This window comes from Streptomyces sp. NPDC058257 (genome assembly GCF_042881845.1).
GTDB lineage: Bacteria > Actinomycetota > Actinomycetes > Streptomycetales > Streptomycetaceae > Streptomyces.
Genome location: NZ_JBHVXJ010000004.1, coordinates 167,318 through 187,731 on the forward strand (window position 1 = coordinate 167,318; position 20,414 = coordinate 187,731).

Consider the following 20,414-nt stretch of genomic DNA (forward strand, 5'->3'; position numbering starts at 1 on the left):
TGGCTGGAACCGGTCCGATCACAATCAAACAAAGAACACCAAAAGAAGTCTTCAGTTATTGAAGAAGGGCGCGTAGGTTCCGGTCTGATCAGTTCGCGCAACGAAGCGAGTTCCCCATGCAGTCCCCCACACAGACCCTGGCCGAGGGGCTTCGGCTGCCCACCAACGGCCTCGACTACGCGATCCTCGCGATCTACTTCGCCGTCGTTCTCGGCATCGGTTTCGCCGCCCGGCGCTCCGTGAAGACCAGTCTCGACTTCTTCCTCTCGGGCCGTTCCCTGCCCGCCTGGGTGACCGGCCTCGCGTTCGTCGCCGCGAACCTCGGCGCCACCGAGATCCTGGGCATGGCCGCGACAGGCGCCCAGTACGGCGTCGCCGTCGTCCACTGGTACTGGATCGGCGCCATCCCCGCGATGGTCTTCCTCGGCCTCGTGATGATGCCGTTCTACTACCGCAGCAAGGTCCGCTCGGTCCCCGAGTACCTGCTCCAGCGCTTCGACAAGTCGGCGCACCTGCTGAGCTCGGCGCTCTTCGCGTTCGCCGCGATCCTCATCGCGGGCGTGAACCTCTACGCCCTGTCGATCGTCGTCGAGGCTCTCCTCGGCTGGCCGCAGTGGGTGGCGATCGTGGTCGCCGGCTTCTTCGTCCTGGCGTACATCACGATCGGCGGGCTCTCCTCGGCGATCTACAACGAAGTCCTCCAGTTCTTCGTGATCCTGGCGGCCCTGATCCCGATCTGCGTCATCGGCCTGAAGAAGGTCGGCGGCTGGGACGGGCTCTCCGGCTCCCTGGAGAAGTCGCACGGCGCCGACTTCATGACCGCCTGGGGCGGCACCGGCATCGGTGACGCCAACCCGCTGGGCGCGAACTGGCTGACGATCATCCTCGGCCTCGGCTTCGTGCTCTCCTTCGGCTACTGGACGACCAACTTCGCCGAGGTGCAGCGCGCCCTGTCCGCGAAGAACCTCTCCGCCGCCCAGCGCACCCCGCTGATCGCCGCCTTCCCGAAGATCTTCATCGTCTTCCTGGTGATGATCCCGGGCCTGGTCGCGGCCGTACTCGTCCCGAAGATCGGCACGGCGGGCTCGGATCTGACGTACAACGACGCGATCCCCTACCTGATGCAGGAGTTGCTGCCCAACGGCGTGCTCGGCATCGCGGTGACCGGTCTGCTCGCGGCGTTCATGGCGGGCATGGCGGCGAACGTGTCGTCCTTCAACACCGTCTTCACGTACGACATCTGGGGCAAGTACGTGAAGACGGACAAGCCCGATGGGTACTACCTGAGGTTCGGCCGTCTGATCACCGCGATCGGCGTCCTGGCCTCCGTCGGAACGGCCTTCATCGCCTCGTCGTTCTCGAACATCATGGGCTACCTCCAGACGCTGTTCTCCTTCTTCAACGTGCCGATGTTCGTGGTCTTCATCATCGGCATGTTCTGGAAGCGGGCCTCGGTCAAGTCCGGTGTGTGGGGCCTGGTCGCGGGCACCACCGCCGCGATGATCAACTACTTCTACATCTACAAGCAGGGCGTCATCGACATCCCGACCGACCAGGGCGCCAACTTCGTCTCGGCGATCGTCGGCTTCGTCGCGGGCGCCGTGGTGATGGTCGTGGTCACGCTCTTCACCGCGCCCAAGCCGGAGGCCGAACTGGCCGGTCTGGTCTACGGCACGACCTCGCCGGGCCTGGAGGAGCCGCCCGCCGAGGGCGACGACGCCTGGTACCGCAAGCCCGCGCTGCTCGGCTGGGGAGCGATCGTGCTCGCCGCGCTCTGCTACCTGCCGTACTCGCTCTAAATCCGATCGGAGGTCCACAAGAACATGTCTGAACTGCACAACGAAGTCTCCGAGCTGGAGCGCAAGTCCGCCACGGCGGCCCGTCTCTTCGACATCCGGCGGATCATCGGCGGTCTGTTCGTCGTCTACGGAGTCATCGTGACGATCGCCGGAATCTCCCCGTCCGACGCCGACATGAAGAAGGCCGAGGACATCAACATCAACCTGTGGACGGGCCTGGCCATGCTGGCGCTCGGCCTCTTCTTCCTCGGCTGGCTGTGGCTGCGCCCCACGGTGCACCCCGGTCAGGAGCCGGAGAAGGACGAGTAACACCCCCGGACACCCCGGACGGGGCCCGAGTTCACCGCGCAGCTGTTCACTGTGCCGGCGGCTCGGGCCCCATCGGCGTCTCCACGTCGTTCACGTAGGCGGGCACGGGCCGTTCGGCGCGGTCCAGAAGCCCGGTCCGCGCGGCGAGCGCGGCGGCCTCGAGGCGGGATCCGACGCCCAGCTTCATCAGGACGCGCTGCACGTGCGTACGCGCCGTGCTGGGCGCTATGCCCATCCCGGCGGCGATCAGGCGGGTGTCCTCGCCGTCCGCGACCCGCATCAGGACCTCGACCTCGCGCGGCGTCAGCATCTGAAGCAGCCGCTGCCCCTCGTCGTCGGGCTGCGCCGCCGGATTGAGCAGCTCGCTGAACGCGCCCTGGAGCAGCTGCGGGGCAATGGCCGCCTCGCCCGCCCGCGCCTTCATGATGGCGCGCTCGACGCCTTCGATGCGCTCGTCATGGCGTACGTATCCCGAAGCACCCGCGGCGAAGGCCGCGGCGATGCCGCGCGGGCTCGGCACCGGGCCGAGCACCACCACGGCGACCTGCGGGCGCTCCCGCTTGATCTTCACGATCGGATCGAACATTCCGGCCTCGGCGGGCGTCGCCGTGCCGAGCAGGCAGACCTCGGGGGCCCGGCTGATGACCAGCTCGGCCGCCCCTGCCGCGGGCGCCGCCGCGGCGAGCACCCGGTGACCACGCAACTTCAAGGCCGAGGCGAGTGCCTCGGCGAGCAGTCGGTGGTCGTCGACCACCATGAGTCGCACACCCATCGAGCAACCCCCCAGTTTTCCCCACGGAACCCCCACGGCCCGAGGGCCCCCCGGCCCCGCACCCACTCATGCCCCGGAAGCTACACGCTTGTTCGACGTCGCGCGCCCCCTACCGGTGAGAAGTGGCGCGGAATGCCCAAATCCCGGCCATGGGCGGGTGATGGGGGGCACATGCGTACGGAATACCACACCCGGAGACCCGGACGGCCCCGCTCCTCTTGAGGAACGGGGCCGTCCGTCGTGTTCGCGGAGGTCACAGGGCTACTGGGCGACGAACCCCAGGGCCGTGTACTCCTTGTCGTCCTTCGAGTACGGCTTGCTGATCAGCTCTTTGCCGAGGTACAGCTTGCCGTTGCCGTAGAGCAGTTCGTTCGATTTCGGCACCATGCTGCTGATCGCGCCGCCCACGGACTCGGCCGCGGGAGTCTCCAGAAGCTTGGTCTCCTTCATCGTCTTGCCGTTGAGCGAGACGACCTGGGCGCCCTTGTCGTAGGTCGCGTCCTTGTACGCCAGGATGTTGCCGCCGTCCATGCGGATCGGGAACATCTCGCCGTCGCCGCCCGCGTCGGCGCGGTCGCCGGTGGACTTTCCGGTGGCCAGCGAGAAGGAGATGATCTCGTTCGTCTGGCTGTAGCCGTCACCGCCGCCGTCGTGCTGACGGGTCGGGACGTAGAGCTTGTCGTTGCCGACGGCGAGACCGGTGCAGGCGTAGACGACGTTGACCTCGCAGTCGTGGTCGTACTTGCCGTCGGGCAGTGAGATCTTGGCGCGGAGATCGCCCTTGTCGTCGATCGAGAAGACGTCCGTGACGCCGCTCGCGGTGATCTCCTGGGTGTCCTGGCCGTAGACGACGGGGCGGGTCGAAATGATCTTGGCGTTGTCGATGCCCGGCGTCACCGGGTAGGTCCACTTGACGTCGCCGGTCGCGGAGTTGAGGAGCTGGATCTTCAGCTTCTCGTCGCCGTAGTCACCGCACTTCTGGACGGCGACGAGCTGCTCGCCGCCCGCGTAGCCCTCGTCCTGGCACTTGTCGCCCGGGGTGGGCTCCCACAGGTGCTTGCCCTTGGTGATCTCGAAAGCGGCGCCGCCCGCGCTGGAACCGGCCGCGACGGTGCTGCCGCTGATGGTGAGCTCCTCGATCCGGGCGTCCGCGCTGCCCTCGTCGATGGTCTCCGTCCAGAGCTTCCTGCCGTCCTTCAGGTCGACCGCGGAGATCTGCGAGCAGGTCTTGTGGTCGCCCTTCTTGGTGCGCTTGCCGTCTTCGTACGCGACCGCGGCGATGCCGTCCTTGGTGACCTCGCGCGAGCTCGCGCACGTCTGGCCGGCCAGCGGCAGCGTCCACTTCTCCTTGCCGTCGGTCGCGTTGTAGCCGACGATCTCGTTGACGCCCGCCTTGGCGTAGATGTCGTCGGTGAGCCAGGAGCCCTTGATGCTCCAGACGTCGTCCTTGGGCACCTCGGGCTGCGGGAGCTGCATGGAGACCGTGGCGTTGGTGCTGCTCGGCACCTTCTCCGTGCCGGGGCCGCTCGGGCCCTGCTCGCCGCCGCCCTTCTTGTCCTCGCCGCCCTTGCCGCCGTCCGGGCCCGCGGAGCTCACCTCGGGGTCGTCCTTGCCCCCCGAGTTCACGGCGTAGAGGACACCGCCGCCGGCGATCACGGCGATCGCGACGACGGCCGCGATGATGATCTTCATCTGGCCGCTGAGCTTGGAGCCGCCCGAACCACCGGGAACGCCGGCCTGCGGTGCCATCGGCATCGTGCCGGGCTGCTGGTAGGCGCCGTAGGGAGGCTGCTGGCCGTACGGGGTCTGCTGACCGTAGGGGGCCTGCTGGCCGTACGGCTGGGTCGGCTGGTTGTACGGCTGGGCGGGCTGGCCCGGGTAGCCGTAGCCCTGGGGCTGGCCGGGGGGCGGGGTGCCGGGGGCCTGCGGTGCCTGCGGTGCCTGCGGGTAGCCGTAGTTGGGCTGACCCTGCGGCGGCGGAGGCGGCGTCTGGGGCGGCGGCGGGGTCTGCGGGTAGCCGTACGACGGGTTGTTCGGCTCAGGGGCCTTGCCGAAGCCCACCGGCGGCGGATCCTGGGGCGCGCCGAAACCGCCGGGCGGGGGGTCCTGGGGAGCGCCGAACCCGCCCTGCGGGGGCTCGTTGGGCGGCTGGGGCGGCTGGGTCATGACGTCGATTCCTTGGGGACGAGAAGAGATGGACTAGGCGGCGAAGCGGGCGACCTGTCCGTTGGGAAGATCACTTGCCGTAGGCCAGCATCAGCTTCTCCTGGCCCTTTGAGCTGCCCGAGAGCCGCGTGGTGGAGATGTAGAAGCGGCCGTCCACGTAGTCGACCGCCTTCGAGAAGAAGCCGTTCTCGATCTCCGAGGTCCCCTTGGGGTTCTTCAGGAGCGTCTCCGGCTTGTGCGAGCCCGAGATCGGGATCGAGACGATCTGGCCGCCGGCGTCGTACGACGGCTCGACGTATCCGATGACCGCATCGCCCTCGACCTTGATCGGCAGCATCGATTCCTCAAGCGGCGACTTGACGCGCCACGCTTCCTTGCCGGTGGCGAGGCTGATCGCCACGACCTCGTTGGCGCCGGACGTCGCCTCGGTCGGCAGGTAGAGGTTCGTGTCGTCGGTCGTCACGCCCAGGCAGCCCTGCAGACTGCCGCCGAGGAAGGACGAACCGTCGCACTCCGGCGCGAACTTCTCGTCGACGCCGACCTCGGAGCGGGTGTCGCTGCTGTTGGGCCTCAGCGTGGTGATGTTCCACTTCTTCTTGTCCTCGTTGGTGAGGTACACGATCGTGGGACTCTCGGAGTAGATCCGGCCGATCCGCCAGCCCTTGGGGAACTTCTTCGTCCACACGGCCTTGCCGGTCTTCGGGTCGATCTGCTGCAACTCGTCGTGCTCGGTGGGCGAGCTCGCCCCGCACGAGTAGGCCACGAGCATCTTCTTGCCACCGGCGAAGCCGCTGGGGAAGCAGGCGCCCGGTTCCTTCTTGTCGGCGACGAAGAGCTCCTTGCCGTCGCTGATCTGCAGTGCGGTGCCGGACTGGGAGCGGCCGACCATCACCGTGTCGCCGGTGATGGAGAGGTCGGTACTGAGGGACATGTCGAAGAGCCCCTCCTCCTCGACCGGCTTCTTCCAGCCCTTGTCACCCGTCTTCAGGTCGACGATCTGGATCTGGTTGCACTTGGCGTCGTCCTTGATCCCGTCCTTGAACGCGACGACGATCTTGTTGTCGTCCGTGACCTGCGGGGTCGTGCCACAGATCTTCTGCGGGAACTTGATCGTCGGCCAGGCGGTCTTGCCCGTACTGACGTCGTAGGCGGAGATCTCCTTGTACGCGGCCTTCGCGGCGATGCCGCCCTTGACCCACATGCCCTTGGCGTCGGCGCCGGAACCCGGCACCTTGGGCGCTTCCTTGTAGAAGAGCACCTTCGACTCGCCGGGCTGACGGCCCGCGTTGAGGTCGTCCCGCTCTCCCTGGCCGTCGCCGTCGCCGTCGCCCGGGTTGACCGGGGCGGAGCTGCCGCCCTTGGGGTCGTCGCTCCCCTTGGCCAGGGGCTTCTTCCCGCTGGGGTCGTCGTCACCGCCGCCGACGACGGCCCAGGCGACGCCGCCGATGACGAGCGCACCGGCCGCCACGGCCGCCACGATCAGGCCGGGCTTGCCCTTGAAGGGGTTCTTGCCGCCACCGCCGGGCGGGGTGCCGGGCATGCCGGGGCCGCCGGGGTACTGCTGCTGCGGGTAGCCGTACTGCGGCTGGGCGCCGTAGGGACCCGGCTGCGTGGGCTGGCCGTAGGGACCCGGCTGGCCCGGCTGCGTGGGCTGGCCATAGGGGCCGGGCTGACCGGGCTGCGTGGGCTGGTCGTACGGTCCCGGCTGCTTGTACGGTCCGGGCTGCTGCGGGTAGCCGTAACCCGGCTGCGGCGCGGGCGGAGTCTGCGGGTAGCCGTAACCGGGCTGGGGCGCGGGCGGCGTCTGCGGTGCGCCGGACGGCGGAGTCTGCGGGGCCTGCGGCGGCTGACCAGGCAGCTGCGGCGGCTGGCCCGGTGGCTGCGGCGCGGCTGGCTGATTCGGATCCTGCGGTGCTCCGAAACCGCCGGACGGCGGCTGGTTGGGCGGCTGAGACATCAGCGCTTCCCCCTTCACTGATTTTTCGGCACGCCAAGCGGTGCTCAGGCGGACCTTTCTATCACCCTGGCCCCTTAGCACAACTGGCCGGTCCACCCCCTGTTCCCAAGGGAGGACCGGCCTGTGATACGTCCGTTACGAGACCTCTACGCGCTCTCCGCAAGCTCCAGCCAGCGCATCTCCAACTCGTCCCGCTCGCTGACGAGTTCGCGCAACTCTGCGTCCAGTTTGGCCACCTTTCCGAAGTCGGTGGCGTTATCGGCGATTTGGGCGTGCAGCCACGTTTCCTTCGTGGACATCTTGTCCAGCTGCCGCTCGATCTTCTGGAGTTCCTTCTTCGCGGCGCGGGCGTCGGCGGAGGAGACCGCCTTCTGCGCGGCGGCCGGTGCCCCGGACCCGGTGGACGCGGCGGACGTCTGGGCGAGGGGGGCCGCCGGGGTGCCGGCCGCCGCCATCCGCTTGCGCCGCTCCAGGTACTCGTCGATGCCGCGCGGCAGCATCCGCATCGTGGCGTCGCCGAGCAGCGCGAACACCTTGTCGGTGGTGCGCTCCAGGAAGAACCGGTCGTGGGAGATCACGACCATCGACCCGGGCCAGCTGTCGAGGACGTCCTCCAGCTGGGTCAGCGTCTCGATATCGAGGTCGTTCGTCGGTTCGTCGAGGAAGAGGACGTTCGGCTCGTCCATGAGGAGCCGGAGAAGCTGAAGCCGCCGCCGCTCACCACCGGACAGATCACCGACGGGCGTCCACTGCTTCTCCTTGTTGAACCCGAACGTCTCGCAGAGCTGCCCGGCGGTCATCTCCCGGCCCTTGCCGAGGTCGACCCGCTCGCGCACCTGCTGCACGGCCTGCAACACCCGCAGCGTCGGGGGCAGTTCGGTCACTTCCTGCGAGAGGTAGGCCAGCTTCACGGTCTTGCCGACGGCCACCCGCCCGGCCTCGGGCTGTACGTCGCCGTCGGAGCGCTGTGCCTCGGCCATCGCCCGCAGGAGCGAGGTCTTGCCCGCGCCGTTGACCCCCACCAGGCCGATGCGGTCGCCGGGGCCGAGCTGCCAGGTCAGGTGCTTGAGCAGCACCTTGGGCCCGGCCTGCACGGTCACGTCCTCCAGGTCGAAGACGGTCTTGCCGAGCCGGGTCGTCGCGAACTTCATCAGCTCGCTGCTGTCCCGGGGCGGCGGCACATCGGCGATGAGTTCGTTCGCGGCCTCGATGCGGTAGCGCGGCTTGCTGGTGCGGGCGGGGGCGCCGCGCCGCAGCCAGGCGAGCTCCTTGCGCATCAGGTTCTTGCGCTTGGTCTCCTCGGTGGCCGCGATGCGCTCACGCTCGGCACGGGCGAAGACGTAGTCGGAGTACCCGCCCTCGTACTCGAAGACGGACCCGCTCTGTACGTCCCACATGCGCGTGCACACCTGGTCCAGGAACCAGCGGTCGTGCGTGACGCAGACGAGCGCCGAACGCCGCGTCCGCAGGTGCTCGGCGAGCCAGGCGATGCCCTCGACGTCGAGATGGTTGGTGGGCTCGTCGAGCACGATCAGGTCGGGCTCGCCGATGAGCAGCTTGGCGAGCGCGATACGGCGCCGCTCGCCACCGGAGAGCGGCGCGATGACGGTGTCGAGGCCCTGCGGAAAGCCCGGCATGTCAAGACCGCCGAAAAGACCGGTGAGCACATCCCGGATCTTGGCGTTGCCGGCCCATTCGTGATCGGCGAGGTCGCCGATGACCTCGTGCCGGACGGTGGCATCGGGGTCGAGGGAGTCGTGCTGGGTCAGCACGCCGAGCTGAAGCCCGCCGTTGTGCGTGACCCGCCCGGAGTCGGCCTCCTCAAGCTTGGCGAGCATCCGGATGAGGGTCGTCTTGCCGTCTCCGTTGCGCCCCACGACGCCGATCCGGTCCCCCTCGGACACGCCGAGGGAGACACCGTCGAGCAGGGCACGGGTGCCGTACACCTTGCTGACTGCCTCGACATTGACCAGGTTGACGGCCATTAACGCTCCAGGGAAGGGGATCGATCGACCTCCAGCGTAGTCGCCCGCCCGGGACGACCCTCGCCCGCTCCTGTGCACCTAGAGCACCACGGCGCCCGGCGCGGGCGAGTCCGCCACCCGGGCCGTGCGGCAGGTACCGGAGGCCGCGAGGGCTTCGGCGATCCGTCGGGCGGATTCGGCGTCCGCGGCCAGGAACGCCGTCGTCGGCCCGGAGCCGGAGACAAGGGCGGCCAGGGCGCCCGCGCCGGTGCCCGCGGCGAGGGTGTCGGCAAGCGAGGGGAACAGGGAGAGAGCCGCCGGCTGAAGATCGTTGGTGACGGCACCGGCGAGAGCCTCGGCGTCCCCCTCGCGCAGGGCGTCGAGCAGCGCGGGGGACGCCTCCGGAGCGGGGGCGTCCGGGGTCAGCCGGTCGAACTCGCGATAGACCGCGGGCGTGGAGAGCCCGCCGTCGGCCACCGCGAACACCCAGTGGAACTCCCCGCCGACCTCCAGGACCTCCAGCTTCTCCCCGCGCCCCGTGCCGAGCGCCGCGCCACCCACCAGGCTGAACGGCACATCGCTGCCCAACTCGGCGCAGATGTCCAGGAGTTCGTCCATCGACGCCTCGGTCCCCCACAGCGCGTCGCACGCCACGAGCGCGCCCGCGCCGTCCGCGCTGCCGCCCGCCATGCCGCCCGCGACGGGAATGTCCTTGGCGATGTGGATGTGCACATCGGCCCTGCGTCCATGGCGCGCGGCAAGCAGCTCCGCCGCCCTCGCCGCCAAGTTCGTACGGTCGAGGGGCACTTGGGCGGCGTCGGGCCCCGAGCAGGTCACCCGCAGCCGCTCAGCCGGCGTCACGGTGACCTCGTCGTGGAGCCCGACGGCGAGAAAGACATTGGCGAGGTCATGGAAGCCGTCCGCGCGGGCGGCACCCACGGCGAGCTGGACATTGACCTTGGCGGGAACCCGTACGGTCACGCTCCTGACGCTCCGGCTCACGCGCCCGCTCCCTTGTGCTCGGCGATCCGCGCGAACTCCTCCACCGTCAGCGCCTCGCCGCGCGCCTGCGGCGAGACCTCGGCGGCGACGAGCGCCGCCTCCGCGGCTGCCGCCGAGCCCGCCCATCCGGCGAGGGCGGCCCGCAACGTCTTGCGGCGCTGGGCGAAGGCCGCGTCGACGACGGCGAAGACTTCCTTCTTCGAAGCGGTGGTCTTGACCGGCTCGGCCCGCCGGACCAGCGAGACGAGGCCCGAGTCGACGTTCGGCGCGGGCCAGAAGACGTTGCGCCCGATGGATCCGGCGCGCTTCACGTCGGCGTACCAGTTCGCCTTCACGGACGGCACGCCGTACACCTTCGAGCCCGGATCGGCGGCGAGGCGGTCGGCGACCTCGGCCTGCACCATGACGAGCGTGCGCTCGATGCTGGGGAAGGTGTCGAGCATGTGCAGGAGGACCGGCACGGCGACGTTGTACGGGAGGTTGGCGACCAGCGCGGTCGGTGCGGGGCCCGGCAGCTCTCGTACGAGCATGGCGTCGCTGTGCACGAGGGCGAAGGAGTCCGCCTTCGCCGGGAGCCTGGCCTCGATGGTGGCCGGAAGGGCCCCTGCGAGCGTGTCGTCGATCTCGACCGCGATGACGCTGTCCGCGGTGTCGAGCAGCGCGAGGGTCAGCGAGCCGAGTCCCGGCCCGACCTCGACGACCACGTCCTGGGGGCCGACTTCCGCGGTGCGGACGATGCGGCGGACGGTGTTGGCGTCGATGACGAAATTCTGGCCCCGCTGCTTCGTCGGGCGTACGCCCAAGGCAGCGGCCAGTTCGCGGATGTCGGCGGCGCCAAGCAGGGCCCCGGGCTCACTGTTACTCACCACCCCAGGTTACGTGGCCTGTCCCCTGGGCCCGGACCGTCGCCGCTCGCCCCGCGTCCGTCCCCGGACGAAGCCCCCTACAGCCGCCCCCCACAATGCGGCCAGGGACTGGCCCCCCGGCGCACATACAGCTTCTTCGCCCGGAGCGTCTGTTCCTCCGCGGAGGCGTCCTGCGGGCGACCCGACCCGCCGAGCCCCTGCCACGTCCGCGTATCGAACTGGTACAGCCCCCCGTACGTCCCCGACGCGTCCACCGCGTTCGGCCGACCGCCCGACTCGCAGTGCGCGAGCGAGCCCCAGTTCAGGCCCTCCGCCCCTGCCACCGAACTGGGCCGCTGCTTCGTGCCCACCTTCACGATCTGCGTCTGCGGCTCCCGCACGACCTGAGCCCGCAACCGGCGCGGCTTCTGCTTGACGCCGTTGACCGTCCGCAGCGCGTACGTCACCCGCCGCGTCCCCTGGTGACCCTGCCGCTCCACGACCTCCGTACCGGTGAAGAGCTCCGGATCGTGCGTACGTCGCACGTCGAACGGGATCGGCTCGTCCCGCACCTCCTTGTGCCCGGAGATCCGCATGACAGTGATCGTCTGCCCGTCGCGCGGGAAGCTGTCGGGCGGGACGGAGGTCGTGTCCTGGCCGTGCAGGGTGAGCCCCGACTCCTGGACCGCTTCCGCCACCGTCGCCGCGTTCGTACGGATGGTCCGCTCGCGCCCGTCCGCCATGATCGTCACGGTGCGCTCGGTCCGTACGTCCAGATCGAGGCCGCCCCGCTCGATCCGCCTGCTCCGCGACGCCGACAGATAGGCGCCCTCGGCCCGCACCCCGAGCTGCCGCAGCGCGCCGTCCACGGTGTGCGCCGTCGTCCACACCTCGCGCCGACGGCCGTCGAGGGTGAGCTTGACCGGCCGGCCGTAGCGGACGGCGATCTCGTCACCGCTGGCCAGGGCCGTGGTCGCGGTCGGCGCCACGATGTCGTGCGCGCCGAAGTCCACGCCTTCGTCCGCGAGCAGCTCACCCACGTCGTCCGCGAAGGTGTGCAGGGTCCGCGTCTCGCCGTCGACGCTCAGCTCCACCGCCTTGTCGTTGGCGACGAAGGCCGAGGTGCCGCCCGCGAGAAAGGCGACGACCAGCGCCTGCGGCAAGAGCCGCCGCAGCGCGTCGGGCCGCTCCGAGGGAGCCTTGGGCCGCGGACTCGGCCGCGGTGGCTTCGTCTTCTTGCGCCGGGCGGCCCGCCGCGCCTCGGCCCGCCCGCCGTCGGGGGCGGACCCGGTGGCCTGCCGGGGAAAGCGATCCCCCGGGCCCAGCTCGGGCTCAGGCTCAAGACCCGGCTCGGGCTCCGGGCCGAAACCCGGCTCAGGCTCCGGCTCATAGGTCGTCCCGCCCCCATAAGACGTCTCGTACTGCGGCGCATGACTCACGACGACGCTCCAGCGTTCTCGTTCTGGTCCGGATCGGGCGAGGCGGACCAGAACCTAGCGGAGCGACCGTCACTCTCCAAAGCAGCGCGGCTACGCAGTGTCGCGGTGGCGCCCGGAACCAGCGGGTCAGGGGCGGTTCCGGGCGTTATCCGTCAGTAATCAAAGGCGCGCGCCGTATTGACCGAGATGGCCTCGGCCATGGCGTCCTCGTCGATGCCGCGCACCTCGGCCATGGCCCGCAATGTGACCGGAATGAGATACGGAGCGTTAGGCCGTCCGCGGTAGGGAGCGGGTGTGAGGAAGGGCGCGTCGGTCTCCACGAGCACGAGTTCGAGCGGGGCGACTGCCAGCGCGTCCCGCAGTCCCTGCGCGTTCTTGAAGGTCATGTTGCCGGCGAAGGACATGAAGTACCCGTTCTCCGCGCACACTTGGGCCATCGCCGCGTCGCCCGAGTAGCAGTGGAAGACGGTGCGCTCCGGAGCGCCCTCCTCCTTCAGGACCCGCAGCACATCCTCGTGCGCCTCGCGATCGTGGATGACCAGCGCCTTGCCGTGCCGCTTGGCGATCTCGATGTGGGCGCGGAAGGACCGCTCCTGGGCGGCCTTGCCCTCGGGCCCGGTGCGGAAGTAGTCGAGTCCGGTCTCGCCGACGCCCTTGACCTGCGCCAGCGCGGCGAGCACGTCGATCTCGGCGAGCGCGGCGTCGAGCGCCCCCTCGCCGCCCGCCCGGCGCGCGCCCTGCCGGGACCAGCCGTCGGGGTCGCCGAGCACGATGCGCGGCGCCTCGTTGGGGTGCAGGGCGACGGTGGCGTGCACGCTCTCGTACGCGGCGGCCGTCTCGGCCGCCCAACGCGAACCCGCGACGTCGCAGCCCACCTGCACGACCGTCGTCACGCCCACCGCCGCGGCCTTGGCGAGCCCCTCGTCCACCGTCCCCGACTGCATGTCGAGGTGGGTGTGGGAGTCGGCGACCGCCACCCGAAGGGGTTCGGGCAGCGGCGGCGCGGCGTTCTTGGCGTCGGCGTCTTTGGAAGAGGAAGGCATGCCCCGATCCTACGAAGGGGACGTCGGCCCGCCGAAAGGGACGTCAGCCCGCCTTGCGGTGGTGGAAGGGATGCAGCAGCGCCGACAGGTGCCAGTGGTGGTGCTTGGGCTCACGGGGCTCGGCGGCCCCGTCCCCGGCGTCGTCCGCTCGCGCCGCCCGCGGCGCGTGATGCCGCTGCATCAGATTGAGCACCGACGACACCTGCCCGGCCCGCATGATCCGTACGACATGTCCGTCGCAGTTCAGACACGTCGGCCGGGTCAGGGGCGAGGGCACATGAAGGCCGTCCGCCACGTACATCACGAATTCCTTGCCCTTGGCGTCGACGTGATGCTCGATCTCGTAAGACTGTTCCCAGCCGTGCCCGCAGCGCATACAGGCGAAGGCATACGACTCGTGAACGTTTGTTGTCGCAGGTGCCGCGGATATCGCGTCGGACGCCGTGGTGTGGTGGTGACCGGTGTCGGCGATCTCACTCATGCCAGCTCCTCTTGTCCGCTGGACAAGCGCTTCCGGAACGGGGATTCCCTCCCGGCCGGAAGCGTGGGGACGGGTGCGTCCCTTTGACCAGTGGACGCCTTTCCCGGAGCCGGTGCATCAGACCTGTCGACAGTTGAAGCCGATTTGGCCTTTCCATAGCTTTCAGGCGCGGTGCGCGGCCCGCGCTTTGCCTTTTACGACAGTCCTTTGCTGTCCGATGGGGCTGCCTGAGCCGCATTCTTTGCCGCTACGACCGCATCGAACACATCGCGTTTGGGTAGCCCCGCATCGGCCGCGACGGCGGCGATCGCCTCCTTGCGTCGCTCCCCCGCCTCCTCGCGCACCCGCACCCTGCGCACCAGCTCGTCAGGGCCAAGGTCACCCGGGTTCTTCTCCGGTGCGCCCTCGACGACGACGGTGATCTCCCCGCGTACGCCGTCGGCAGCCCACTCGGCGAGCTCCTTCAGCGAACCGCGCTTGACCTCTTCGTACGTCTTGGTCAGCTCGCGGCAGACGGCCGCCCTGCGCTCGTCGCCGAACGCCTCCGTCATCGCGACGAGGGTGTCGTCGATACGGTGCGGTGCCTCGAAGTAGACGAGAGTGCGACGGTCGTCGGCCACCTCGCGCAGCCGCGAGAGCCGCTCGCCGGCCTTGCGCGGCAGGAAGCCCTCGAAGCAGAAGCGGTCCACCGGAAGCCCCGAGAGCGCGAGCGCGGTGAGCACGGCGGACGGGCCCGGTACGGCGGTGACCCGGATGTCCTTCTCCACGGCGGCGGCGACGAGGCGGTACCCGGGGTCGGACACCGACGGCATCCCGGCGTCCGTCACGAGCAGCACCCGCGCCCCGCCCACCAGCGCCTCGACGAGATCGGGCGTGCGCGCGCTCTCGTTGCCCTCGAAGTACGAGACGACCCGCCCGCCCACCTGCACGCCGAGCGCCTGGGTGAGCCTGCGCAGCCGCCGGGTGTCCTCGGCGGCCACGACATCGGCCGACTCCAGTTCGGCGGCGAGCCGCGGCGGAGCGTCCGCGACATCACCGATCGGCGTGCCCGCGAGAACGAGGGTTCCGGGGGACGGGTTTCCGGGGGACGGGTTTCCGGGGGAATCTGCGCTTCCTGTCACTGTTCCATCCTCGCAGGGGCCAGGGGGCGGGACTCACACAGTCGCGTTCCCTACGATGGCGCGGTGACCAGTACCGCGTCTTCCCCGGACACCCGCCAGGGCCAGGCACCCGAGGAGCAGCAGCCGTCGTGGCAGCACAGGCTGCGCCGCTTCGGATATGTGGCGCGGCCCACGGCCGGTGTCCGGGCCCGGCTCGTGCCTCCGTACACCGAACCGAGCCCGCGGCTGTGGGCGTCGATCGGTATGCCGAAGCAGAACGCCGATCAACTGGCCCGGTGGTCGGGATGGCTCGGTCCGCTGCTGATCACGCTCGTCGCGGGGCTCACCCGGTTCTGGAACCTCGGCAGCCCGAAGGCCGTGATATTCGACGAGACGTATTACGCCAAGGACGCCTGGGCGCTGATCCACCGGGGCTTCGAGGTCAACTGGCCCGACAAGGTCAACGACACCGTCCTGCAGCAGGGGTCGGGCATCAAGATCCCCACGGACGCCGCGTACGTGGTGCATCCGCCGGTCGGCAAGTACGTCATCGGCGTCGGCGAGTGGCTCTTCGGCTTCGACCCCTTCGGCTGGCGCTTCATGACGGCGGTGCTCGGCACCCTGTCGGTCCTGATGCTGTGCCGGATCGGGCGGCGTCTCTTCCGCTCCACGTTCCTGGGGTGCCTGGCGGGCGGGCTGCTCGCGGTGGACGGGCTGCACTTCGTGATGAGCCGCACCGCGCTGCTCGACCAGGTCCTGATGTTCTTCGTGCTGGCCGCGTTCGGCTGCCTCCTCATCGACCGGGACAGGGCGCGGGAGAAGCTCGCGGACGCTCTGCCGATCGACGAGGACGGGCTGGTCTTCCCCGACGCGTACGTCGCCGAGAACCTGCGCCTGGGCTGGCGGCCGTGGCGCTGGGCGGCCGGGCTCTGCCTCGGGCTCGCCTTCGGGACCAAGTGGAACGGCCTGTACATCATGGTCTTCTTCTGCTTGATGACCGTCCTGTGGGACGTGGGAGGCCGCCGGGTCGCCGGTGCGGTGCGTCCCTACCGCGCGGTCCTGAAGCGGGACGTGTTCCCGGCGTTCGTCTCGACGGTGCCGGTCGCGATCGGCACGTACGTCCTGTCCTGGCTGGGCTGGATCCTCTCCCCGACGGACGGCACGGGCGGCTACTACCGCGACTGGGCCGCGACGGACGGCAAGGGCGGCTCCTTCACGTTCCTGCCGGACTGGCTGCGCAGCCTGTGGCACTACGAACACGCGGTCTACGACTTCCACGTGGGGCTCTCCTCGCCGCACACCTACCAGTCGAACCCGTGGAGCTGGATCGTCGACGGCCGCCCCGTCTCGTACTTCTACGAGTCACCGCTGCCCGGCAAGGACGGCTGCCCCTCCGGGACCGCGGAGAAGTGCGCCCGCGAGGTCCTGGCGCTCGGCACTCCGATGCTGTGGTGGGCCGGTGCCTTCGCGCTGCTCTACGTGCTGTGGCGGTGGGTGTTCCGCAGGGACTGGCGGGCGGGCGCGATCGTGTGCGGGATCGCGGCGGGCTATCTGCCGTGGTTCATGTACCAGGAACGGACGATCTTCTTCTTCTACGCCGTCGTCTTCGTTCCGTTCCTGTGCCTGGCCGTGGCGATGATGATCGGCGCGATTCTGGGGCCGCCCGGTTCCAGCGAGCGGCGGCGGGTCGTGGGCGCGGCGGCCTCGGGCGTCCTCGTACTCCTGATCATCTGGAACTTCGTCTGGTTCTGGCCGATTTACACCGGCCAGGCCATTCCTATCGATTCCTGGCGGGCCCGAATGATCCTGGACACGTGGGTCTAGCGATCATCGATACATGGGTCCGGACATCTGGGTGTAGTAGGCACCTTGGACACCTTCGGATAACAGCGCCCTCTCCCGTCACTTCCTCCGCTTAAGGTTCTGGGCGAGCGATCCTCCCGAATTCATTCGGGAGGACTCCTGGGGAGGGGAACGCGAGATGCACAAAGGGGTAAAGGTCACTCTGGTGGGCGGGGTCTTCGCCGTCATGGTCGGGGGCGCGGGATACGGCGCGTTCAACTTGGTGAACGGCGTGACGGGGGGCACCGCTTCGGCGGACCCCAAACCGGTGAAGGCGGGGCCGCCGACGAGCGGCGAGATCGGCGAGGTGACGGAGAAGTTCTTCGCCGCGTGGGCGAAGGGGGACGGCGAGCAGGCCTCCCACTACACCAACAACGCGGAAGCGGCGTCGAATCTCCTGACCGGCTACCGCGAGGACGCCCACCTGACGAAGGTGAAGCTCACGCCGGGCAGGGCGACCGGCACGACCGTGCCGTTCTCGGTCGAGGCCACGGTGTCGTACAAGGGGAGGACCAAGCCCTTCGCGTACGACTCCGAACTGACCGTCGTGCGCGGCGAGAACACCGGCCGCGCGCTCGTCGACTGGACCCCCTCGGTCGTCCACCCGGACCTGAGGCGGGACGACACCCTGCACACCGGTGAGGCCGCCGCGCCCCCCATCCAGGCCGTCGACCGGCATGGCGCGGTCCTGGACAAGAAGGACCACCCGACGCTCGGCCCGGTCCTGGACCAACTGCGCGCGAAGTACGGCGCCGAGGCGGGCGGCACACCCGGCGTCGAGCTCTACGTCCAGCACGCTGACGAGGACGCGGGTACGGAGACGCTCCTCACCCTCGCCAAGGGCAAGGCGGGCACGTTGCGGACGACGCTGAGTCTGACCGCGCAGCGAGCCGCGGAGAAGGCGGTGGCGCAGCACGCGGAGTCCTCCGTGGTCGCCGTCCAGCCGAGCTCCGGCGAGGTGCTCGCGGTCGCCAACAACCGCAAGGACGAGTTCAACGCGGCTCTTGAGGGCCGGCAGGCCCCCGGCTCGACGATGAAGATCGTCTCGGCGGCGATGCTCATCGACAAGGGCGTGACCAAGGCGAACGGCCCGGCGCCCTGCCCGAACAGCGCCGTCTGGCAGAGCCACCGGATCAACAACCTGAAGGGCCTCGCCTCGGACGGGAACGCGACCCTGTCGGACAGCTTCGCGCGGTCCTGCAACACCGCGTTCGTGAAGCTGGTCGACGAGGACGGCATCACGGACGAGTCGCTCACCGAAGAGGCGCGGAACCGGTTCGGCCTCGGCCTCGACTGGAAGGTGGGCGTCACGACGTCCGACGGCTCGGTCCCGGCGTCCGGCGGTCCTGACCGCGCGTCGAACATGATCGGCCAGGGCGAGGTGCAGCTGAACCCGCTCAACCTGGCGTCCGTGACGGCGACCGCGATGACGGGAGACTTCCGGCAGCCGGTCATCGTCGCCCAGGGCCTGGACGACCGTGAGCTGGCGCGGGCCGACGGCCTGCCCGCGTCCACCGTCCAGCAACTGCGGCAGATGATGAACCGTACGGCGGTCAGCGGCACCGGCGCCGGCGCCATGGCCGGGCTCAGCGGCAGCATCGGCGCGAAGACCGGCTCCGCGGACGTCGACGGCCAGGAGGCGCCCAACAGCTGGTTCACCGGCTACCGGGGGGATGTGGCAGCCGCCGCGGTGGCCCAGGAGGGCGGCCACGGCGGGGACACGGCGGGTCCTATCGTGGCGGCGGTGCTTGCCGCAGGCAGTTGAGACATGTGGTCGGAAGGTTCATGAAAGCCCCCTAGTGTGGGGCCTTCCAGTGCGGAGTTGGGGGCTCCGGGATCTGGGATCCGGGATCTGCGGAGGATCAGTGGGCAAGCGAGGGCGCGCCAGCGAGCGCAAGGGCATCAAGAACATCACCGGCACCGCCGGCACCACCGGCGCATCGGGCGCGAAGAGCACCAAGGTGCACCCCGGTGTGCTCGGCGGCGCTGCCGCCGTGGTCGTGTGCGGCGTGGGCATCGCCGCGTACAGCCTGATCGGCGGCGGCTCGTCCGGTGACGGCGACGGGACGGTCGACGAGAAGCCGGTGGCCTCGGGCCCGCCGACGGCCGCCGAGGTCCGTGCCACCACACAGGGCTTCCTCACGGCGTGGGAGAAGGGCGACGTGGCGGCGGCCGCGGAGGTCACGGACGACCAGACTGCGGCGAAGACCGCCCTCACCTCGTACGCCAAGGACTCCCATCTCACCAAGGTGAAGCTGGAGCCGGGCAAGCGTGCGGGCGCCACGGTGCCGTTCTCGGTCACGTCCACGGTCTCGTACGAGGGAAAGAGCAAGCCCTTCGCGTACGAGTCCGAGCTCACCGTCGTACGGAGAAAGCACGACGGCAAGACGCTGGTCGGCTGGCAGCCCTCCGTCGTCCACCCGGACCTGAAGGACGGCGACCGCCTGGTCACCGGCGAGGCCGGTGACCCGCCGATCAAGGCGGTGGACCGGGACGGGGGCGAGCTGACGAAGGCGAAGTACCCCTCTCTCGGCACGGTGCTGGACAGCATGCGCGAGAAGTTCGGCGAGAAGGCCGGCGGCACGGCGGGCGTCGAGCTGCGCGTCGTACGCAAGAACAGCGCGAAGGATGCCGAGAAGTCGGCGACGACGAAGGACGACGACAAGGCGACACCCGACAAGACGCTGCTCACGCTCTCCCCCGGCACCCCCGGCACTCTGAAGACGACCTTCGACGCCTCGCTCCAGGCGGCGGCGGAGAAGGAGACGGGCAAGCGCACGCAGGCGTCGGTGGTCCTGGTGAAGCCGAGCACGGGCGAGATCCTGGCGGCGGCCAACTCCACCCCCAGCGGCTTCAACACGGCGTTCCAGGGCTCGCTGGCCCCCGGCTCGACGATGAAGGTCATCACGTCGTCCCTGCTCCTGGAGAAGAAGCTCGCGGGGGTCGACAAGAAGCATCCCTGCCCGAAGTACGTGACGTACGGCGGCTGGAAGTTCCAGAACGACGACAAGTTCCAGATCAAGGACGGCACGTTCCGCGCGAGCTTCGCCCGGTCCTGCAACACGGCCTTCATCAGCCAGGCCAAGGAGCTGCAGAACGACTCCCTGACCAAGCAGGCGCAGGAGGTCTTCGGCCTCGGCCGCGACAACTGGTCGATCGGCGCCCCGACCTTCGACGGCGCGGTCCCCGTGCAGAGCGACGCGCAGATGGCGGCCTCGCTGATCGGGCAGGGCGGGGTCCGCATGAACCCGCTGAACATGGCGTCGGTGGCGGCCACGGTGAAGTCGGGCACGTTCAAGCAGCCGTACCTGGTCTCCCCTGACGTCGACAAGCGCACGCTGGCGACGGCCTCGCGCAAGATGTCGGGCGCGACGGCTTCCGCTCTGCGGGACCTGATGCACTACACGGCGGTCGCGGGCACGGCGGTGGAACCCATGTCCGGGCTCGGCTCCGACATGGGCGCGAAGACGGGTTCCGCGGAGGTCGACGGCCAGAAGAAGCCCAACGGCTGGTTCACGGCGTACCGCGGCGATCTGGCCGCGGGAGCGGTGGTGCAGGAGGGCGGACACGGCGGGGACTCGGCGGGCCCGCTGGTGCGGGCGATGTTCCTGGCGGCCAAGTAGTCGGTGCCGGGGACGGGCTGCCGGTCGGCTCTCTCCCCGGAACCGGCTGTCCGGTATACGGATACACAGTCG

The 20,414-nt window shown here is 69.6% G+C and carries 15 protein-coding genes; 5 read left to right on the forward strand and 10 right to left on the reverse strand.

Going from position 1 to position 20,414, the window contains the following annotated elements:
- Positions 1-116: 116 nt before the first annotated feature.
- Both ACFVXC_RS13235 and ACFVXC_RS13240 read left to right on the forward strand, forming a co-directional pair.
- On the forward strand, positions 117-1,799 hold the full coding sequence (locus tag ACFVXC_RS13235) for a sodium:solute symporter family protein (protein WP_389904745.1): 1,683 nt from the start codon (positions 117-119) through the stop codon (positions 1,797-1,799).
- A gap of 24 nt (positions 1,800-1,823) precedes the next feature.
- On the forward strand, positions 1,824-2,108 hold the full coding sequence (locus ACFVXC_RS13240) for a hypothetical protein (RefSeq protein WP_389904747.1): 285 nt from the start codon (positions 1,824-1,826) through the stop codon (positions 2,106-2,108).
- Between the two features lie 46 nt (positions 2,109-2,154).
- Here the strand turns inward: ACFVXC_RS13240 and ACFVXC_RS13245 are convergent, their stop codons facing one another.
- From ACFVXC_RS13245 to rsmI, 10 genes are all read right to left on the reverse strand, one after another.
- Positions 2,155-2,880 carry a LuxR C-terminal-related transcriptional regulator gene (locus ACFVXC_RS13245; protein ID WP_389904750.1) on the reverse strand — a complete coding sequence of 242 codons (726 nt, stop codon included), beginning with the start codon at positions 2,878-2,880 and terminating at the stop codon, positions 2,155-2,157.
- Positions 2,881-3,141: 261 nt separating this feature from the next.
- Complete coding sequence (locus ACFVXC_RS13250) at positions 3,142-5,046, reverse strand: PQQ-binding-like beta-propeller repeat protein (RefSeq protein ID WP_389904753.1); 1,905 nt, start codon at positions 5,044-5,046, stop codon at positions 3,142-3,144.
- A gap of 70 nt (positions 5,047-5,116) precedes the next feature.
- Positions 5,117-7,003 (reverse strand): PQQ-binding-like beta-propeller repeat protein, encoded by a 1,887-nt coding sequence (locus ACFVXC_RS13255; protein ID WP_389904755.1) that lies wholly within the window; start codon positions 7,001-7,003, stop codon positions 5,117-5,119.
- A 146-nt stretch (positions 7,004-7,149) separates the two neighbouring features.
- Positions 7,150-8,988, reverse strand: a complete 1,839-nt coding sequence (locus tag ACFVXC_RS13260; protein WP_389904758.1) for an ABC-F family ATP-binding cassette domain-containing protein — start codon at positions 8,986-8,988, stop codon at positions 7,150-7,152.
- 78 nt (positions 8,989-9,066) lie between these two features.
- Entirely contained in the window at positions 9,067-9,969 is a 903-nt protein-coding gene (locus ACFVXC_RS13265) for a 4-(cytidine 5'-diphospho)-2-C-methyl-D-erythritol kinase (protein WP_389904759.1), read from the reverse strand.
- Complete coding sequence (gene rsmA, locus ACFVXC_RS13270) at positions 9,966-10,835, reverse strand: 16S rRNA (adenine(1518)-N(6)/adenine(1519)-N(6))-dimethyltransferase RsmA (RefSeq protein WP_389904760.1); 870 nt, start codon at positions 10,833-10,835, stop codon at positions 9,966-9,968. Before rsmA ends, ACFVXC_RS13265 begins: the two co-directional genes overlap by 4 nt.
- A gap of 77 nt (positions 10,836-10,912) precedes the next feature.
- The gene (locus tag ACFVXC_RS13275; protein ID WP_389904761.1) at positions 10,913-12,253 is read right to left on the reverse strand and encodes a ubiquitin-like domain-containing protein; all 1,341 of its coding nucleotides are present in this window, start codon (positions 12,251-12,253) and stop codon (positions 10,913-10,915) included.
- Between the two features lie 152 nt (positions 12,254-12,405).
- Positions 12,406-13,296, reverse strand: a complete 891-nt coding sequence (locus tag ACFVXC_RS13280; RefSeq protein ID WP_389904763.1) for a TatD family hydrolase — start codon at positions 13,294-13,296, stop codon at positions 12,406-12,408.
- Between the two features lie 43 nt (positions 13,297-13,339).
- Positions 13,340-13,777 carry a hypothetical protein gene (locus ACFVXC_RS13285; RefSeq protein ID WP_389904765.1) on the reverse strand — a complete coding sequence of 146 codons (438 nt, stop codon included), beginning with the start codon at positions 13,775-13,777 and terminating at the stop codon, positions 13,340-13,342.
- A 194-nt stretch (positions 13,778-13,971) separates the two neighbouring features.
- Positions 13,972-14,898: a 16S rRNA (cytidine(1402)-2'-O)-methyltransferase gene (gene rsmI / locus ACFVXC_RS13290; RefSeq protein ID WP_389904767.1), complete on the reverse strand. Its 927-nt coding sequence runs from the start codon at positions 14,896-14,898 to the stop codon at positions 13,972-13,974.
- Positions 14,899-14,961: 63 nt separating this feature from the next.
- Here rsmI and ACFVXC_RS13295 point away from each other — a divergent pair, with 63 nt between their 5' ends.
- The 3 genes from ACFVXC_RS13295 (at position 14,962) to ACFVXC_RS13305 (ending at position 20,342) form a co-directional block, all read left to right on the forward strand.
- Entirely contained in the window at positions 14,962-16,701 is a 1,740-nt protein-coding gene (locus ACFVXC_RS13295; RefSeq protein ID WP_389904770.1) for a dolichyl-phosphate-mannose--protein mannosyltransferase, read from the forward strand.
- Between the two features lie 157 nt (positions 16,702-16,858).
- Positions 16,859-18,484, forward strand: coding sequence for a penicillin-binding transpeptidase domain-containing protein (locus tag ACFVXC_RS13300; protein ID WP_389904772.1), 1,626 nt, complete (start codon positions 16,859-16,861; stop codon positions 18,482-18,484).
- A 100-nt stretch (positions 18,485-18,584) separates the two neighbouring features.
- Entirely contained in the window at positions 18,585-20,342 is a 1,758-nt protein-coding gene (locus tag ACFVXC_RS13305) for a penicillin-binding transpeptidase domain-containing protein (RefSeq protein WP_389904774.1), read from the forward strand.
- The last annotated feature ends 72 nt before the right edge of the window (positions 20,343-20,414 follow it).

Bases quoted from the DNA above. Each gene is read 5' to 3' on its own strand.
- ACFVXC_RS13235 (WP_389904745.1), top strand. From the start codon at position 117: ATGCAGTCCCCCACACAGACCCTGGCCGAGGGGCTTCGGCTGCCCACC.
- ACFVXC_RS13255 (WP_389904755.1), bottom strand. From the start codon at position 7,003: ATGTCTCAGCCGCCCAACCAGCCGCCGTCCGGCGGTTTCGGAGCACCG.
- ACFVXC_RS13250 (WP_389904753.1), bottom strand. From the start codon at position 5,046: ATGACCCAGCCGCCCCAGCCGCCCAACGAGCCCCCGCAGGGCGGGTTC.
- ACFVXC_RS13240 (WP_389904747.1), top strand. From the start codon at position 1,824: ATGTCTGAACTGCACAACGAAGTCTCCGAGCTGGAGCGCAAGTCCGCC.
- ACFVXC_RS13285 (WP_389904765.1), bottom strand. From the start codon at position 13,777: ATGAGTGAGATCGCCGACACCGGTCACCACCACACCACGGCGTCCGAC.
- ACFVXC_RS13300 (WP_389904772.1), top strand. From the start codon at position 16,859: ATGCACAAAGGGGTAAAGGTCACTCTGGTGGGCGGGGTCTTCGCCGTC.
- ACFVXC_RS13280 (WP_389904763.1), bottom strand. From the start codon at position 13,296: ATGCCTTCCTCTTCCAAAGACGCCGACGCCAAGAACGCCGCGCCGCCG.
- ACFVXC_RS13260 (WP_389904758.1), bottom strand. From the start codon at position 8,988: ATGGCCGTCAACCTGGTCAATGTCGAGGCAGTCAGCAAGGTGTACGGC.
- ACFVXC_RS13245 (WP_389904750.1), bottom strand. From the start codon at position 2,880: ATGGGTGTGCGACTCATGGTGGTCGACGACCACCGACTGCTCGCCGAG.